The organism is Streptomyces sp. NBC_00328 (assembly GCF_036139655.1).
Taxonomy (GTDB): domain Bacteria; phylum Actinomycetota; class Actinomycetes; order Streptomycetales; family Streptomycetaceae; genus Streptomyces.
Genome location: NZ_CP108013.1, coordinates 6,223,923 through 6,240,868 on the forward strand (window position 1 = coordinate 6,223,923; position 16,946 = coordinate 6,240,868).

A 16,946-nucleotide genomic window follows, 5' to 3' on the forward strand; every position below is an offset into this window, starting at 1 on the left:
GGGATCACGTTGCTGCCGCTGCTGCTCGCCGTCCTGATGGGCGCGGCCGTCGCGGGCGTCCTCCTGGGCGTCCGGATGATCCGCTCCGAGGTCAAACTCCCCAGCGACCTCCAGCTCGCCCTGGAGGTCGGCGGAACCCGGGTCTCGGTCGCGGACTCGGCCGTCGACCGCCTCGGCATGCGCTTCGCGCCGACGGTCCTGCGCCTGATGGGCCCCCGGCGCGTGAACGCCAAACGCCGGCGCATCGACATGGCGGGCAACCCCGGCGGCCTGACCCTGAACCGCTACGCGGCCCGCCGCGCGGTGTACGGGGTCTTCGGCGTCGTCCTCGGCCTGGTCTTCCTGTCCAACGGCCAGTTCCTCTTCGCCGTGCTCACGCTGGCCTTCGGGCTGGTCGCCGCGGACGCCCTCATCTGGCAGGCCGTCCGGGAGCGCAAGGAGGTCATCGACCGCACCCTGCCCGACTTCCTCGACGTCCTCGCGGTCGTCGTCTCCGCGGGTCTCGGCTTCCGCCAGGCCCTGGACCGCGTCGCGGAGAAGTACGAGGGCCCCTGGGCGGACGAACTGCGCATCACCCTGCGCCAGATGGACATGGGCGTCAGCCGTCGCCAGGCCTTCGACGAACTCCGCAGGCGCAACTCCTCCGAGCAGGTGGCCCAGTTCGTCTCGGCGCTCCAGCAGGGCGAGGAACTCGGCTCCCCGATCGCCGAGACCCTCATCCAGCTCGCCACCGACATGCGCCGCACGGACGCCCAGAACGCCCGCCGCCGCGCCGCCAAGACCATCCCCAAGGCCACCATGGTCACCCTGGTGTTCATGCTCCCGGCGACGATGATCCTCATCGCGACGGGCATGTTCCTGGGCTCGGGCACCGACTTCGGCTCGATCCTGGGGCGCTGATGAAGAGCCTTCCCAGCGACCGGGGTCACACCCTCCGCGCACGCCTGCGCCGGCCCCTTCGGCTCGCCCGAAGCCATGCGCACCGCTCCCTTCGGCTCGCACGGACCCGCGAACAACGGGGCACCGGCTACCTCGCGGACGACGCGCCCGCGCCCGGCGGCATCCGCCTCCAGCTCAACGCCCTCCAGGCCCTGTGCCGTCAGGCCTTCGCGGTCCGACTCGCGGCCATCGCGGTCGGCGCGCCCTTCGCGATGACGAACGCCACGGGCGGACTCCTGCGCTACGCGGTCCTCGCCGCCGCCGTCCTCGGAGTCATGGGCTCCTACGCGATGCTCCGGGACTGGGACCGCTTCGGCCCGCGTCTCCTCGCCCACCCGACCCTGATGGGCCTGGACCTCACCTTCGGGGCGGTCCTGCTCCTCACCGCGTCCCCGGCCTCCCCCCTCGCCTACGCCACGGTCTGCACCCCGCTGCTGTCGGGCCTGCTGTACGGCTGGCGCGGCGCGGGCGTCTTCACCGGGTTCCAGCTCATCGTGCTGCTCACGGTGTTCAGGGCCTGGGAGCACCGGCCCGGAGCGGGCTCCAGCACCCTGCTCATCGCGGGCTTCTGCGTCGGTGCCGGAATCATCGGAGTCACCCTGCGCAATCTGCTGTTCCGCTTCGGCACGGCCGGCCAGGCCCTGGCCGAGGCGACCAGCCGGCTCGCCGTCGCGGAGGCCGTGGAGTCCGAACGGGCCCGCCTGGCACGCGAGATGCACGACTCCGTGGCCAAGACGTTGTACGGCCTCGCGCTGGCCGCGGAGGCGCTGGCCGCCTCCGCGGAGGATGCGGACCCGCAGAGGCTCAAACGCCAGGCGACCGTCGTGGCGGACGCCGCGCGCCTCGCCGCCGCCGAGTCCCGCACCCTCCTGTCGGACCTGCGGCGGCACACCGACCTGACCGCCCCGGACGTCGACCTCCTCCCCGAACTCCGCTGCGTGGCAGCCGACTTCGAGGCCCGCACCGGCCTCGCCCCGGCCGTACGGCACCGGGGCGCGCCCGCGGTCCTGCCCAGCACCGCCGCCCACCACGTCCTCGCGATCGTGTCCGAGGCGCTGGAGAACGCCTACCGCCACTCGGGCGCGAAAGCGGTGACGGTCGAACTCGACTTGTCGGAACACGAGTTCGCGCTGCTCGTCCGGGACGACGGCGTGGGCCTCCCGGTGCCGGCGACCCCCGCCGCGCTCGCTGTCTGGACGAGATCCGGCCATTTCGGCCTGCTCGGCATGACGGAACGAGCCGCGTGCGTCGGCGGCCTCGTCCGGCTGGACCGGACCCTCGGCGGGGGTACCGAGGTCCGGCTGACCCTCCCGCTCTCGACGGCCGCCCTTCCCGCTCCCCCCACTTCCCAAGAGGAGGCCGCACATGCCTGACCAGGCACTTTCCGGTCCGTCCCTGCGTGTCCTCGTGGCCGACGACAACCCGGTCGTACGGGCCGGTCTGACCGCCCTGCTGGACGCGCACCCCGACATCGCGGTCGTCGCGACGGCGCGGGACGGCGCGGAGGCACTGGACCGTGCCGTTCTTCTCGTCCCGGACGTGGTCCTTCTCGACGTGCGGATGCCCGGCACGGACGGCCTCACCGCACTGCCCGAACTGTGCGCGATCGCCCCGGTGATGATGCTGACGTACAGCCGCGAACCCGAGGTCGTGGCGGAAGCCCTGCGCAAAGGCGCGTCCGGCTATCTCGTCCATGGCGAGTTCACGGCGGCCGAACTGATCGCCGCCGTACGGGAGGTACGCCACGGACGCCCGGCTGTCCCGGATTCACTCGGAGTTTCGTACCAACCGCACTCATTCTCTTCGCACCTGCAATCTGCTGTGGCACAGTCGTCGGAGGCTCGGCCCTTGCCGGCGGCGGGACTTCACCGCCATGCCGTCCATCAGTCCGAGTTCGGCCTGAGCTCAAGGGAGGTGGAGGTGATGGACCTCATCGCGGCCGGCATGAACAACCGCCAGATCGCCGCCACCTGCTTCATCGCGGAGAAGACCGTCAAGAATCACATCAATCGCATCTTCGCGAAGCTGCACAGTTCCTCGCGGAGCGAAGCGATCGCCCACTGGCTGGGGACGACACGCGAGGGGTGGAGCCGATGACTCCGCCCCGCGCTCCCCACCAGCGAAGTTGGGCCCCTGGGCCCACTCGCGGTAGGCGACTTCTCACGTACGGTGCTCGGGTCGTTAGTGGCGTCGGCAGGGAGGGCAGTCCTGATGAGCAGGTTCACCACATGGACCCGAACGGTGATCTCCCGGACGCGGGGCGCCCACCGGGACGCGGGCGCGGGGTTCGTGGAGTACGCGGGGTTGATGATCATCATCGCGGGGATCTTCACGTTGATCGACCAGATCGGCCTGGACGGGTTGATCTCCGGTGCGATCCGGAACGCGGTCACTCAGGTCACCGGAGGCTGACCCTCTCGACCTGCGGCGACCGCGGGCAGACCCTCCCCATCTACATCTGGCTGACGGGGATTCTGCTCTTCGCCGCGTTCGCCTTCTTCGCTTTCGCTCAAGCAGCGTCCGCCCGCAATGGAGCTCAATCTGCGGCGGACGCTGCTGCGTTGGCGGCCGCGCAGGACACCCGGGACGAGCTGATGGACCGTCTGACGGGGGCTGTCGGCGAGGACGACGACTGGCTGGACTGGTTGGACGGTGGCCTGGAGGCCGACGGAGCAGGGGCAGAGAGCGCGGCCCAGCAGTTGGCCGCCCAGAACGATGCCAGTCTGTTGGGCGTTGAGTTCGCCAGGAGGAACGGCTTCCCCGGGTACCGCGCCGACATCCGGACCAATTACACCGTCGGCCACTCCATCATCCCCGGCACCGAAGGCCGGCACGCGAACGCCCATGCCATAGCCGTGATTCAGCCGCGCTGCGATTTCGATCCGGCTGCGGATCCGCAGAAGCCCGTCGAACTCGACTGTGACGGCGAGATCGTGAACATCGACCCCGGAGACTTCAACCCGGACGACCTACCGGACGCGTCCGTGCTGTTCTCCGTGCACCTGGCCGAGTGAGAGGAAGCCGTACCGATGGATCTCCGGCACACCATGAAGGGCCGCAGGGCCATGGCCGTGGTGGCGGTCAGTACCGGATTGCTCCTCACGGTGTCCGGATGCGGCGGAGGAGACGGCGGCGACAAGCCGAAGGCCGGCTCGTCTTCCTCCCAGTCGGACAAGGGGGGCGGCGACGATGCGAATCAGGCGTCGCCGACAGCGAGCCAGGACCAGATACTGGCCGAGGTCAAGGGTGACGACGTGACGCTCACGATCACCTCGGCCGTGCGGGATCAAGGTGGATTCGTGACCGTCAGCGGAACGGTGACCAACGGCGGTGGTCAGTTCTGGGTCGCCGCGAACTGGCGTGGAGACGAACGCGAGTTGAGCCGGAACGGTGCCTCGATGGCCGGAGCCGCCTTGACCGACAGCAAGGGCAAGAAGAAGTACCTGGTCCTGCGGGACACGCAAGGGCGTTGCCTGTGCACCAAGTTCGACGGCGGCGGCGTGGACGCCGGTGAGTCGGCCGACTGGTTCGCCCAGTTCCCCGCACCCCCCGCCGGAACCTCCGCCGTCGACTTCCAGGTCGGCTCCATGCCACCCGCCTCCATCGAGATCTCCGAGGGCTGACCCATGGCCCTCCCGCCCCGCCCCGCCGCGACCGCGCTCACGGCCCTCGCCGTGCTGATCACCCTCGGCCTGCCGGGTCCCGCGTACGCGGACGACGGTGACCCCAGTGCCCCGCCCGGCAGCGTCACGACCTCCCCGCCCCCCGACGTCGACGCCAACAGCCCGGGGCTCAAGCTCGCCGACGGCGCGACCCTGGCGCCCGCCAAGGTGCTGGACATCAAGTCGGTCGTGGAGGACCTGGGCGGCGAGGAGCGCCGCGAGGACACCAACTCGGACGTGACGTTCGCGCTCCAGGCGGAGGTCCTCTTCCCCAAGGACAGCTCCAAACTCAACCCGGACTCCCAGTCCCGTATCCAGGCGATCGCGGACGAGATCAAGGCCCAGCACGCGACGACCGTCCGCGTCTTCGGATTCACCGACAACCTCGGCTCGTACGCGCACGGCCTGACCCTCTCCAAGAAGCGCGCGGAGGAAGTGCACGACGGCCTGGCCGCGGCGCTCGGCTCCGCGGAGTCGGACATCACCTTCGAGGTGCGCGGCTACAGCGAGGACTACCCGATCGCCGACAACACCTCGGAGCAGGGCCGCCGCAAGAACCGCCGGGTGGAGGTGACCTTCCCGAGGGGTGCCGCGGACGGGAACAGCGCCTGACGCGCGCGTCACCTTCTCCCGCGCCCGGCGCCCTGGCAGCATGCCCCCGACGAACGGGTCGCGCACGAGGTCGATGGAGTCCGCCATGAGGAAGATCGTGTTGATGATGTCGGTGTCCCTCGACGGATACATCGAGGGCCCGAACCGCGAGATCGACTGGCACCGGGTCGACGCCGAACTGCACCAGCACTTCAACGACCTGATCAGAGGGTTCGGGGTCCTGATGTCCGGACGGGTGACCTACGAGCTGATGGCCGCCTACTGGCCGACGGCCGACAAGGACCCGGACATCAGCCCGGAGATGGCCGAGTTCGCCGGGATCTGGCGGAACATCCCCAAGCTGGTGTTCTCGCGGACGCTCGAGCGCGGCACGGGGCACACCACGGTCGTACGGGAGGTCGTGCCCGAGGAGATCCTGGCCCTGAAGGCGCAGAAGGGCGGCGACCTCGCGCTCGGCGGCGCCGATCTCGCCGCCGAGTTCCTTCGGCTGGGCCTCGTGGACGAGATCAGGCTGTACGTGCACCCCGTCCTCATCGGGGCCGGCAAGCCGCTGTTCCCGGAGGCCGAGGCCCCGACCGACCTCCGCCTCATCGAGACGCGGACCTTCGGCAACGGCGTCGCCCTCCTGCGCTACCGAGATTTGTCCGCAGTGCATGGGGCTTCAGCCCGTTCATGAAGCGAATCCGGTGGTCGCGACGCGCGAGCATCGCGATGACCTTCCGGCGGAGCCGGACAGAGACTACGGATTGGCAGCCGGTGACACATTGAACGAATGTTCCAACTGGTGCCGGTGATTCGGTCGTTTCTACGATGCTCGCATGCAGCTTCGGTATGTCTTCAGGATGTACCCGGAACCTGGTCAACGTGGCGCGTTGGCGCGGGCGTTCGGGTGTGCCCGCGTGGTGTTCAACGACGCGGTGCGTGCCCGGCGCGACGCCCGCGCGGCCGGGAAGCGGTACCCGACGTCCGCGGTGCTGTCCAAGACGTTGATCACTCAGGCCAAGGCGCGTGCGGAGCGGGCCTGGCTCGCAGAGGTCTCCCAGGTCGTGCTCCAGCAGGCGCTGCGGGACGCGGATGCGGCGTACGCGAACTTCTTCGCCTCGCTGAAGGGGGAGCGGGCTGGGGCGCGGGTGGGCGAGCCGCGTTTCCGCTCTCGCCGAGATGCCCGTCAGGCGGTGCGGTTCACCGCGAACGCCCGCTGGAAGATCACCGAGGGCGGGAGGCTGCTGCTGCCGAAGATCGGTGAAGTGGCGGTGAAGTGGTCCCGGGCCCTGCCCTCCACACCGTCCTCGGTCACCGTCGTCAAGGACGCGGCGGGACGGTACTTCGCGTCGTTCGTCATTGAAACCGATCCGGAAGCCGATGCTGCCGCGATGCCCGACGCCACCCGGAGCGTCGGTATCGACCTGGGGCTGACCCATTTCGCAGTCCTCTCCGACGGCACGAAGATCGACTCCCCACGGTTTTTGCGTCGGGCGGAGAAAAAGCTGAAAAAGAACCAGAAAAACCTTGCCCGCAAGCGCAAGGGATCGAAGAACCGCGAGAAGGCGAGGGTGAAGGTCGCCCGGGCGCACGCGAAGGTCGCCGACGCGCGCCGCGAGTTCCACCACCAGCTCTCCACGAAGCTGATCCGCGAGAACCAAGCAGTCGCGGTGGAGGACCTGGCAGTCAAGGGACTGGCGCGCACGAGGATGGCCAAGAGCGTGCACGACGCAGGCTGGTCTCAGTTCACGGCGGCACTCGCCTACAAGGCCGAACGGTACGGCCGCACCTTCATCAAGATCGACCGTTTCGAGCCGACCAGCCAGGTCTGCTCCACCTGCGGCCACCACGACGGTCCCAAACCCCTCCACGTGCGCGAGTGGACCTGCACTGCATGCCAGACCGTCCACGACCGCGACGTGAACGCTGCAAAGAACGTGAAACGGGCCGCCGGACTGGCGGTGACAGCCTGCGGAGCGCGGGTAAGACCGGGACTCATCCCGGCACGGTGCGAAGAAACAGGAAGCCACGGAATCCCTACCGGAAACTGTGCCGCGTAGCGGCACAGCACCCAGTAGCGACGGCCAGAATCCTTGAGGCTCAGCCCGAGGAGCATGTCAAGAGCGCGACACCACCACCGGCACGGGTGACGCCCCGGGGACGGCCGGCACCGAAGGCGCGTAAGCGGTCGAGCGTGGTGGGTCACCCGGGTCGCCTGGGTAGGAAGACGGCATGACCTCACTCGGCGTCGTCTTCCGGCCCCAACTGCCCCCCGAGCGGCTGCGCGCCCTGGCGCGCGAGGCGGAGGAGGCGGGACTCGAGGAACTGTGGCTGTGGGAGGACTGTTTCCTCGAAGGGGGCATCTCCACCGCCGCGGCGGCGCTCGCCTGGACCGAGCGTCTGCGGGTGGGAGTGGGACTGCTGCCCGTCCCGCTGCGGAACGTCGCCGTCACGGCGATGGAGGCCGCCACCCTGCACCGGCTGTTCCCCGGGCGGGCCGCCGTCGCGGTGGGCCACGGCGTCCAGGACTGGATGGGGCAGGTCGGGGCGCGGGCCGAGTCGCCCCTGACGTTGCTGCGCGAGCATCTCGACGCGCTGCGCGCCCTGCTGCGCGGCGAGCGCGTGACCGCCCAGGGGCGGTACGTGCGACTCGACGGAGTCGCCCTCGACTGGCCGCCCGCCGACGCGCCCGACGTCCTCACCGGCGCCACCGGGCCCCGTACGCTCCGCCTCGCCGGTGAGGCCGCCGACGGCACGGTCCTCACCGCCTCCACCACCGCCGACGGGGTACGGCGGGCCCGCCGGCTCATCGACGAGGGGCGGCAGAGGGCCGGCCGGACGGAGGGACACCACCGGGTCGTCGTCTATCTGCGCACCGCCACCGGGGCGGACGCCGGCGCCCGGCTGCGCGCCGAGACCGAGGCCGAGGGCGAGAGCGCCGTCCCGGAACTCGGGGTCGCGGGCGACGCGGACGCCGTCGCCAAGGCCGTCCAGCGTCTCGTGGACGCCGGAGCCGACACGGTGGTCCTCCAGCCCACCGCCGACGAGCCGGACCCCGAGGGCTTCGTCCGCTTCGCGGCCGGACAGGTGCGCCCGCTGGTCCCCTGATCCGCCGATCCCCTCATCCGCGGGCCCGCGGGGCATGATCCACGGCCACGGGAGCAGATTGACCGAAAAGCTCCCAATGAGGGTCGCTCGGTGTGAGATGTCCGTCCGGATGCACGGGTGGCGGGGCGGGGTGCGGCGCGCCGCGTGCGGGAGATCCGCACGGGGTTTCCACATCGTTATCGATCGGCTGTCGCCAGGAATGTTTGACCCACGTAAGTTCAGACCAAGGTAATTCGCGTGAGCAAAGCTGCGCGTGTGGCACCGCGCAGCGGAGGGGGCTGCGCGGTGCTGCCTTGCCCGGTGACGTGACGTCAGCCGTGCCGGACGGTGATCCGCACGCCGCGCCGCACGCCCCACCGCTCCATCGAGCCGGCCTCCGCCTCCAGGACCTGCCGGGCCCGCGGTCGCGGCAGCCCCAGCCGGCCCGGACGCATCGTACGTACCGCCAGGACCCGCGACGACCGGTCCAGATAGGCGACGTCGATCGCGAACTGCATCCCCAGGGTGTGCACCGAGTTCGCCGGTGTGAGCAGCAGTGCGCCCTCGATCCCCCGGCGTCCGAGCAGCCCCCGTCGCCGGGCGCGCGCCGTGGCGGCGAGTTCCAGGGGCACCGGCTCGGACGTCCTGTCCGTCGTGAACGTGGCCATGGGTGCGAAGTTAGCGGGGGAGTCAAGCGGGAGGCCGTCAGGCGGATCACCCGCCCGGAGTACGGACCGACACGGCGGCGCCACGCCCCGGGAGTGCTCATGAACCCCTTGGATCTCTGTCGATCCTTCACGATTCCCTTTGAATCAGCCATGAATCGGCCATGATCACACCCGGAATCGATGGCTCCATGCTCATCCAGGCGTTGCCGGGCGACTCCGGAGAGTAGTTGTGGCACGCGGATGCACGCAGCATCACTTACGAAGGGTTATGGTGGAAACCCCCCCTCGGGCCGGTCCGTCTCCCCCCCACGGACCGGCCCGTTTTTTGTGCCCGCGCCGGCCCGCCCGGCAGGCGCCCCCGTGCGCCCCCGGGAGTGGCCGCCCCGCGCGGCCCGGGATCGCGGTGACTCAGTGCCGCTGGGCCCAGATGTTGGTGCCCTGTGTCGACACCGCGAACGTGTCGATCTCCTTCAGCTCCTCGTCCGTGAGCTCCGGGGCCGCCAGCGCCGCCAGGTTCTCCTCCAGCTGCCGCACGCTGGACGCGCCGATGAGGGCGGAGGTCATCCGCTGGTCGCGCAGCACCCAGGTGAGCGCGAGCTGGGCGAGCGACTGGCCCCGCCGGGCCGCGATGCCGTTCAGTCCGTTCAGCCGGCGCACGACCTCGTCGCTCAGCAGGCCCGGGTCCAGCGACTTGCCCTGGGTGGCGCGCGAGCCCTCCGGGATGCCCTGGAGGTACTTGCCCGTCAGCAGACCCTGCGCGAGCGGCGCGAAGGAGATGCAGCCCATACCGGCCGCCTCCAGCGTGTCGAGCAGGCTGTCGTCCTCGGTCCAGCGGTTGAGCATCGAGTACGAGGGCTGGTGGATGAGCGGACGGACACCCATCCCGGTCAGGATCCCGGCCGCCTCCGCCGTCTGCTCGCTGCTGTACGAGGAGACCCCGACGTACAGCGCCTTGCCCTGCTGGACGGCGGACGCGAGCGCGCCCATCGTCTCCTCGAGCGGGGTGTCCGGGTCGAAGCGGTGCGAGTAGAAGATGTCGACGTGGTCGAGGCCCATCCGCTTCAGCGACTGGTCCAGCGAGGCCAGCAGGTATTTGCGGCTGCCCCACTCGCCGTACGGACCGGGCCACATGTCGTAGCCCGCCTTGGTCGAGATGACCAGTTCGTCCCGGTAGGGGGCGAAGTCCTCCTTCAGCAGCTTGCCGAAGTTCAGCTCCGCCGAGCCGGGCGGCGGCCCGTAGTTGTTGGCGAGGTCGAAGTGGGTGACGCCGAGGTCGAAGGCGCGGCGCAGGATCGAGCGCTGGGAGTCCAGCGCGCGGTCGTCGCCGAAGTTGTGCCACAGGCCGAGCGAGACCGCGGGCAGTTTGAGGCCGCTGCGGCCCGTACGCCGGTATTCCATCGAGTCGTACCGCTCCGTTGCGGCCCGGTACAGAGTGGGGTCGTTCATGGGGACGAACCTATGCCAGGGTGCACAGGCCCCTCGGGAGCCCTCGCGTTCCGCAGGGGTAGGCTTCGCCCCGGGGGACCGCCACATGGACAGGGACTGTGCTCGGGCGCGTCTGTCCGATCCGCACAAAGGGGCTGACAACACGTGACCTTGCGCGACAACCTGCGCCGCCTGCTGGTCAGGTTCTATGCACGCAGGGTGGAAGGCCACCTCGATCACGACCAGGTGCCCAAGCACATCGGCGTCATCATGGACGGCAACCGCCGCTGGGCGAAGGCCGCCGGCTCCACCACCGCCCAGGGCCACCGGGCCGGAGCCGACAAGATCGAGGAGTTCCTCGGCTGGTGCTCCGAGACCGATGTCGAGGTCGTCACCCTGTGGCTGCTGTCCACCGACAACTTCGACCGCCCGCAGGAGGAGCTCGGTCCGCTCCTCGGCATCATCGAGGGCGTCGTCCGCACGCTGGCGGCCGACGGCCGCTGGCGGGTGCACCACGTCGGGACGCGGGACATCCTGCCCTCCCCGATGCAGTCGGCCCTCAAGGAGGCCGAGGAGGCCACCGCCCATGTCGAGGGGATAGTCGTCAACGTCGCCATCGGCTACGGCGGCCGCCAGGAGATCGCCGACGCGGTGCGCTCGATGATCCTCGACGCGGCCGACAAGGGGACCTCGATGGAGGATCTCGCGGACCGCGTCGACGTCGACCTGATCGGCAAGCACCTCTACACCGGTGCCCAGCCCGATCCGGACCTGGTGATCCGCACCAGCGGTGAGCAGCGGCTGTCCGGATTCATGCTCTGGCAGACCGCCCACTCCGAGTACTACTTCTGCGAAGTCTTCTGGCCGGCCTTCCGCAAAGTCGACTTCCTGCGCGCCCTGCGCGACTACGCGGCGCGACACCGCCGTTACGGAGGCTGAATTCCGGGGTGCCCCGTGCTGCGCGGGGCACCCTGTGGGGACGTACGTCATCGGGAGTTAACGAACGCGCCGTCATATGCCGTGGCATGGCTTCGCCGGTTCGAGGGCATAAGCCTTGCAGGTCGATGCCCGAACCACGGGTGTCGTATCTCAGCGGACGGCTCGGGGCCGTCCGCCCGGGAGGCCCTTTGCACCAGCCCGACCGTGCGGTCAGTACGGACGAAGCGGAGGGCCGGTTTTCGGCCCGTGCATCGGTGCCGGTAACCGGTCCAGATCTCCTTCGTCGCTCCCCGACCTCATCCGAGGGGGTACGTCCTTCCGTGGTGACCAGCACAAAGCGCCGCAAGCCAGACCGGCGCACCTATGTTCTCGACACCAGCGTCCTGCTGGCCGACCCGAATGCCCTGAGCCGCTTCGACGAGCACGAAGTAGTGCTTCCGATCGTCGTGGTCACGGAGCTGGAGGCCAAGCGGCACCATCCCGAACTCGGCTACTTCGCCCGGCAGGCCCTGCGCCTGCTCGACGAGTTCCGGGTCCGGCACGGCCGCCTCGACTCCCCGATTCCCGTCGGGGAGCTCGGCGGGACGGTTCGGGTCGAGCTCAACCACTCGGACCCCAGCGTCCTGCCCAGCGGGTACCGCCTGGGGGACAACGACTCCCGCATCCTCGCGGTCGCCCGCAACCTGCAGGCCGAGGGATACGACGTCACCGTCGTCTCGAAGGACCTGCCGCTCAGGATCAAGGCGTCCTCCGTGGGTCTCCTCGCCGAGGAGTACCGCGCGGAGCTCGCCATCACGGGCTCCTCCGGCTGGACCGGAATGTCCGAACTGAGCCTGGCCGGCGAACAGGTGGACATCCTCTTCGAGGAGGGACACGTCCATGTCCCCGAAGCGGCCGGTCTGCCGGTCCACACCGGTCTGACGATCCAGTCGGAGCGCGGCAAGGCCCTCGGCCGTGTCACCGCCGACGGCGACGTCCGGCTCGTACGCGGCGATCGTGAGGCGTTCGGCATCAAGGGCCGCAGCGCCGAGCAGCGCATCGCGCTCGATCTGCTGCTCGACCCGGACATCGGGATCGTGTCGATGGGCGGCCGGGCCGGCACCGGCAAGTCCGCGCTCGCGCTGTGCGCGGGCCTGGAGGCCGTCCTCGAACGCCGCCAGCACCAGAAGGTGATGGTCTTCCGGCCGCTGTACGCGGTGGGCGGGCAGGAGCTCGGCTATCTGCCCGGCTCCGAGTCCGAGAAGATGAGCCCCTGGGCCCAGGCGGTCTTCGACACGCTCTCCGCGGTCACCAGCCGCGAGGTCATCGAGGAGGTCACCGCGCGCGGCATGCTGGAGGTCCTGCCGCTCACCCACATCCGCGGCCGCTCGCTCCACGACGCGTTCGTGATCGTGGACGAGGCCCAGTCCCTGGAACGGAACGTCCTGTTGACCGTTCTGTCCCGGATCGGGGCCAATTCGCGGGTCGTTCTGACCCATGACGTGGCACAAAGGGACAATCTGCGCGTCGGGCGTTACGACGGAGTGGTCGCCGTCGTAGAGAAGTTGAAGGGCCATCCGCTCTTCGCGCACGTCACGCTGAATCGTTCCGAGAGGTCCCAGATTGCGGCACTCGTGACCGAAATGCTGGAGGACGGGCAGATCTGATCCCGGCTGTCCCACCTGGTCAAAGGGTGGTGGATACACGCTGGTTGGCGCCGTCCGGCAAAGGCGAAGAGCCTAGCCGGGCGGCGTCTTGCTGCGCTGGCGTTTCCAGGAAACAGCTGAGGCAAACGGGGTGTGAGCTTTCACACGCGACACGGAATTGCCGTGCGGAGCCGGGTTACGGCTAAAGTCTCACTCCTGTCAGGCCCCGCATACGACACAGCTGTACCCCCAGCGGTACGGCAACACCGGAACCTCAGAACTCCATAGAGCCGTCGTATGCCGCCCGCGCACCATGCGGCGCTCCCCCAGCGGGAGTTGCCCACCGGGCCCGTGTCTCCCCGTGACCCCGCAGTTGGGAGGCCAGCGCCGAGGGGCACGATTGCGTCCGCGAGGGTCACCTAAACGGGCGATGCTGGAAGGAAACCGTGTGAGCCGGATTTCGGTCCGGGGATTCGCAGTGGCTTCGGCCACCGCGGTCACCGCCGTCGGAAGCGTGGTCGGAGTTGCCTCGGGCAGCGTCGCCCAGCCCTCGAACGATGCCGAGGCGACGGCGAGCGACTCGACTCTCCTCGCTGACATACCTGCCGGCCAGCAGGCCCAGGTGCAGACCGCGTCCCTGACGCAGCAGGCCGACGCCCAGGCCATCGCCGCCGACGCGAGCGCCAAGAAGGACGCCGAGGCGGCCGCCCGCAAGCAGGCGGCCGACGACGCGGTCGCGAAGCAGAAGGCCGCGGCCAAGGCCGAGAAGGACGCCAAGGAGCGCGAGGAAGCCGAGAAGGCGGCCAGCCGCTCCGCGACGCGTGACTCCTCCAGCTTCTCGGTCCAGTCCTCGTACACCGTCGCCCAGATCCAGGCGATGGCGGCCCAGATGGTGCCGAGCGGTCAGTTCCAGTGCTTCAGCAACATCGTGAACCACGAGTCGAGCTGGAACTACCACGCCGTCAACGCCTCTTCGGGTGCCTACGGCCTCTTCCAGGCCCTGCCCGCGGGCAAGTACGCGTCCGCCGGGTCCGACTGGCAGACCAACCCGGCCACCCAGATCAAGTGGGGCCTGAGCTACATGAACGGCCGGTACGGCAGCCCCTGTGAGGCCTGGTCGTTCTGGCAGGCCAACAGCTGGTACTGAGTTCCACGCCGTACGCCGGCGGCTCAACCTTGCGAAGCCCCTCCCCGTCCTAGGGGAGGGGCTTCGGCCATGTACGGTCGGACCCGACGACTCCAGGGGGGAGTGGTGGGGAGCAGCGGGGGAAGAGGACGCATCATGTCGCGTGTACCAGGATGGCTCGGTCGGATCGGCGCCGGGCTCACCGAGCTCGGCGAGCGGCTGGACGAGCGCCGCGCCGAGGTCGAGTTGGAGACGCAGGGCCCCCTCGACGGCGAGGACGGCCTCGACACGCCCGCCCCCCTCGACGCACCCGGCACCCTCCCGCGGGCTTCCGGGACCCCCGACGACCCGGCGGCGGACGCCGACGCCTCCGCGCTCCCGGTCCAGCGGCCCTCCGAGGAGACGGCCGCGGCGCCCGTCCACGCCGCGCCGCTCCACCACCGCCCCGACCCCGCCCTCGCCGTGCCGTGGGGAGTGCGGGTCGCCGCCGAGGCCGGCTGGCGGCTGCTCATCCTCGCGGGCACCGTGTGGGTGCTGATGCGGGTCATCAGCGCCGTGCAGCTCGTCGTACTCGCCTTCGTGGCCGCGCTGCTCATCACCGCGCTGCTCCAGCCCACGGTGGGCCGGCTGACACGTCACGGGGTGCCGCGCGGGCTCGCCACCGCGCTCACCGCGATCCTCGGCTTCGTCATCATGGGGCTGGTCGGCTGGTTCGTGGTCTGGCAGGTCCAGGAGAACATCGACAACCTCTCCAACCAGATCCAGGACGGCATCGACGAGCTGCGCAAGTGGCTCCTCAAGGGCCCGTTCCATGTGACGGACAAGCAGATCAACGAGATCGCGAAGAACCTCCGTGAGGCGATCGGCGCGAACACGGACCAGATCACGTCGGCGGGCCTCCAGGGTGTGACGGTGATCGTCGAGGCGCTGACGGGCATCCTGCTCACGATGTTCTCGACCCTCTTCCTGCTCTACGACGGCAAGCGGATCTGGGAGTGGTCGCTCAAGCTCGTCCCGGCCGCCGCCCGGGCCGGGGTCGCGGGCGCGGGCCCGCGCGCGTGGCGCACGCTCACCGCCTACGTCCGCGGCACGGTGATCGTCGCCCTGATCGACGCGACCTTCATCGGCCTGGGCATCTATTTCCTCAAGGTCCCGATGGCCGTGCCGCTCGCCGTCTTCATCTTCCTCGGCGCGTTCATCCCGCTGGTGGGCGCGGTGATCTCCGGGGCGCTGGCCGTGGTGGTCGCGCTGGTGACCCAGGGCGTCTTCGCCGCCGTCATGACGCTCGTGGTGGTCCTCGCCGTCCAGCAGATCGAGGGCCACATCCTCCAGCCCTTCATCCTGGGCCGGGCGGTCCGCGTCCATCCCCTCGCGGTGGTCCTGTCGGTCGCCGCCGGAGGCATGGTCGCGGGCATCGGCGGAGCGGTCGTCGCCGTCCCGCTGGTCGCGGTGACCAACACGGTGGTCGTCTACCTGCGGTCGTACGCCGCCGAAGCGGATCTGCGCCACGCCCCCGAGCCCCGCGGAGCCACGGCCGTGGACGCGTCCCCGGCCCACCGGCTGACGCCGTAGCGGCCGCACTCGCGCAGCAGAACGCGCAGCACCCCCGCCCGGCGTGAACGCGCAGGGCCCAACCCATCGTGAACGCACAGGGCCCCGCCCACCGTGAAGGTGAGCAGGGCCCTGAGAGTTCGAGCGGGTTGCAAGCCGCTCGGGCGCGCGAGGACTACTGGGCGAGGACCGCCTCGGCGTCCAGCGTGGTGCCGACGGCCTGGAGCACAGACGCGATCTTGACCGCCTCCTGGATCGTCTCCCGGTCGACGCCCGCCTTGCGGAGCACCTGCTCGTGGGAGTCGAGGCACTGCCCGCAGCCGTTGATCGCGGAGACGGCGAGCGACCACAGCTCGAAGTCGACCTTCTCCACGCCCGGGTTGCCGATGACGTTCATCCGCAGACCGGCCCGCATCGTCCCGTACTCCGGGTCGGACAGCAGGTGCCGCGTCCGGTAGAAGACGTTGTTCATCGCCATGATCGCGGCGGCCGACTTGGCGGCCGTGTACGCCTCGGGCGACAGCTGGGCCTTCGCCTCGGGCTCCAGCTCACGCAGGACGCGCGGGGAGCGCGAGGCGATGGCGCAGGCCAGCACCGTGCCCCAGAGCTGCTGTTGCGGGAGGTCGCTGTTGCCGATCACCGAACCGAGGTTCAGGCGCAGGTCCTTGGCGTAGTCCGGTATGGCGGACTTCAGTTCGTCGAGAGCCATGGAAGGTCACTCACCGGCCAGGAGGGCGACCGGGTCGAGGGTGGTCTCGCCCTTGGTCCAGTTGCACGGGCAGAGCTCGTCCGTCTGGAGAGCGTCCAGGACCCGCAGGACCTCCTTGGGGTTACGGCCGACGGAACCGGCGGTCACCATGGAGAACTGGATCTCGTTGTTCTGGTCGACGATGAAGACGGCACGCTTGGCGAAACCGTCCTCGCCCTCGATGCCGAGGTCGCGCATGAGCTCGTGCTTCGAGTCGGCCATCATCGGGAAGGGCAGGTCACGCAGGTCGTCGTGGTCCTTGCGCCAGGCGTGGTGCACGAACTCGGAGTCGCCGGAGAAGCCCAGCACCTGCGCGTCACGGTCGGCGAACTCGTCGTTCAGCTTGCCGAAGGCCGCGATCTCGGTCGGGCACACGAAGGTGAAGTCCTTGGGCCACGCGAAGACGATCTTCCACTTGCCCTCGTAGGTCTTGTGGTCGATCTGCTCGAACTCCTGGCCCTTCTCCAGCGAGACGCAGGCGGTCAGGTCGAACGTGGGGAACTGGTCACCGACAGTGAGCACAAACTCTCCTAGCAGCAAGGGGCAGCCCTTTTTGGGGGCGTTTCCCTAGGGGGGGTGGAC

General features: G+C 69.7%; 18 protein-coding genes. 14 read left to right on the plus strand and 4 right to left on the minus strand.

Annotated elements, in window-relative coordinates; genetic code table 11:
* Positions 1–9 precede the first annotated feature (9 nt).
* From OG485_RS27375 to OG485_RS27420, 10 genes are all read left to right on the plus strand, one after another.
* Positions 10–900, plus strand: a complete 891-nt coding sequence (locus OG485_RS27375) for a DUF5936 domain-containing protein (protein ID WP_328671170.1) — start codon at positions 10–12, stop codon at positions 898–900.
* On the plus strand, positions 900–2,312 hold the full coding sequence (locus tag OG485_RS27380; protein WP_328671171.1) for a sensor histidine kinase: 1,413 nt from the start codon (positions 900–902) through the stop codon (positions 2,310–2,312). The genes OG485_RS27375 and OG485_RS27380 overlap by 1 nt, the downstream gene beginning before the upstream one ends.
* A complete protein-coding gene (locus tag OG485_RS27385) occupies positions 2,305–3,036 on the plus strand; it encodes a response regulator transcription factor (RefSeq protein WP_328671172.1) in 732 nt (243 codons plus the stop codon). Before OG485_RS27380 ends, OG485_RS27385 begins: the two co-directional genes overlap by 8 nt.
* A 114-nt stretch (positions 3,037–3,150) precedes the next feature.
* Entirely contained in the window at positions 3,151–3,351 is a 201-nt protein-coding gene (locus OG485_RS27390) for a hypothetical protein (protein ID WP_328671173.1), read from the plus strand.
* Positions 3,348–3,953, plus strand: coding sequence for a pilus assembly protein TadG-related protein (locus tag OG485_RS27395; RefSeq protein WP_328674685.1), 606 nt, complete (start codon positions 3,348–3,350; stop codon positions 3,951–3,953). The genes OG485_RS27390 and OG485_RS27395 overlap by 4 nt, the downstream gene beginning before the upstream one ends.
* 15 nt (positions 3,954–3,968) lie before the next feature.
* Positions 3,969–4,562 carry a hypothetical protein gene (locus OG485_RS27400; protein ID WP_328671174.1) on the plus strand — a complete coding sequence of 198 codons (594 nt, stop codon included), beginning with the start codon at positions 3,969–3,971 and terminating at the stop codon, positions 4,560–4,562.
* Positions 4,563–4,565: 3 nt separating this feature from the next.
* A complete protein-coding gene (locus OG485_RS27405; protein WP_328671175.1) occupies positions 4,566–5,213 on the plus strand; it encodes an OmpA family protein in 648 nt (215 codons plus the stop codon).
* Between the two features lie 85 nt (positions 5,214–5,298).
* On the plus strand, positions 5,299–5,889 hold the full coding sequence (locus tag OG485_RS27410; RefSeq protein WP_328671176.1) for a dihydrofolate reductase family protein: 591 nt from the start codon (positions 5,299–5,301) through the stop codon (positions 5,887–5,889).
* Positions 5,890–6,031: 142 nt separating this feature from the next.
* Positions 6,032–7,255, plus strand: coding sequence for an RNA-guided endonuclease InsQ/TnpB family protein (locus OG485_RS27415; protein ID WP_328671177.1), 1,224 nt, complete (start codon positions 6,032–6,034; stop codon positions 7,253–7,255).
* A 172-nt stretch (positions 7,256–7,427) separates the two neighbouring features.
* Positions 7,428–8,303, plus strand: a complete 876-nt coding sequence (locus OG485_RS27420; protein ID WP_328671178.1) for an LLM class flavin-dependent oxidoreductase — start codon at positions 7,428–7,430, stop codon at positions 8,301–8,303.
* 311 nt (positions 8,304–8,614) lie between these two features.
* On the opposite strand, the gene OG485_RS27425 is transcribed toward OG485_RS27420, so the two are convergent.
* Both OG485_RS27425 and mgrA read right to left on the minus strand, forming a co-directional pair.
* Positions 8,615–8,950 (minus strand): DUF192 domain-containing protein, encoded by a 336-nt coding sequence (locus OG485_RS27425; RefSeq protein WP_328671179.1) that lies wholly within the window; start codon positions 8,948–8,950, stop codon positions 8,615–8,617.
* A gap of 408 nt (positions 8,951–9,358) precedes the next feature.
* Entirely contained in the window at positions 9,359–10,396 is a 1,038-nt protein-coding gene (gene mgrA, locus OG485_RS27430; RefSeq protein ID WP_328671180.1) for an L-glyceraldehyde 3-phosphate reductase, read from the minus strand.
* A gap of 144 nt (positions 10,397–10,540) precedes the next feature.
* On the opposite strand from mgrA, the gene OG485_RS27435 reads away from it, so the two are divergent.
* The 4 genes from OG485_RS27435 to OG485_RS27450 all read left to right on the plus strand — a co-directional run bounded on the left by OG485_RS27435 (position 10,541) and on the right by OG485_RS27450 (position 15,637).
* Positions 10,541–11,314, plus strand: a complete 774-nt coding sequence (locus OG485_RS27435; protein ID WP_326785763.1) for an isoprenyl transferase — start codon at positions 10,541–10,543, stop codon at positions 11,312–11,314.
* 320 nt (positions 11,315–11,634) lie between these two features.
* Positions 11,635–12,960: a PhoH family protein gene (locus OG485_RS27440; RefSeq protein ID WP_328671181.1), complete on the plus strand. Its 1,326-nt coding sequence runs from the start codon at positions 11,635–11,637 to the stop codon at positions 12,958–12,960.
* Between the two features lie 427 nt (positions 12,961–13,387).
* The gene (locus OG485_RS27445; protein ID WP_328671182.1) at positions 13,388–14,086 is read left to right on the plus strand and encodes a lytic transglycosylase domain-containing protein; all 699 of its coding nucleotides are present in this window, start codon (positions 13,388–13,390) and stop codon (positions 14,084–14,086) included.
* 135 nt (positions 14,087–14,221) lie between these two features.
* Positions 14,222–15,637 (plus strand): AI-2E family transporter, encoded by a 1,416-nt coding sequence (locus OG485_RS27450; RefSeq protein ID WP_328671183.1) that lies wholly within the window; start codon positions 14,222–14,224, stop codon positions 15,635–15,637.
* 154 nt (positions 15,638–15,791) lie between these two features.
* Here OG485_RS27450 and OG485_RS27455 read toward each other — a convergent pair whose 3' ends face one another.
* Both OG485_RS27455 and OG485_RS27460 read right to left on the minus strand, forming a co-directional pair.
* Entirely contained in the window at positions 15,792–16,325 is a 534-nt protein-coding gene (locus OG485_RS27455) for an alkyl hydroperoxide reductase (protein ID WP_328671184.1), read from the minus strand.
* A gap of 6 nt (positions 16,326–16,331) precedes the next feature.
* A complete protein-coding gene (locus tag OG485_RS27460; protein ID WP_328448706.1) occupies positions 16,332–16,886 on the minus strand; it encodes a peroxiredoxin in 555 nt (184 codons plus the stop codon).
* Positions 16,887–16,946 lie beyond the last annotated feature (60 nt).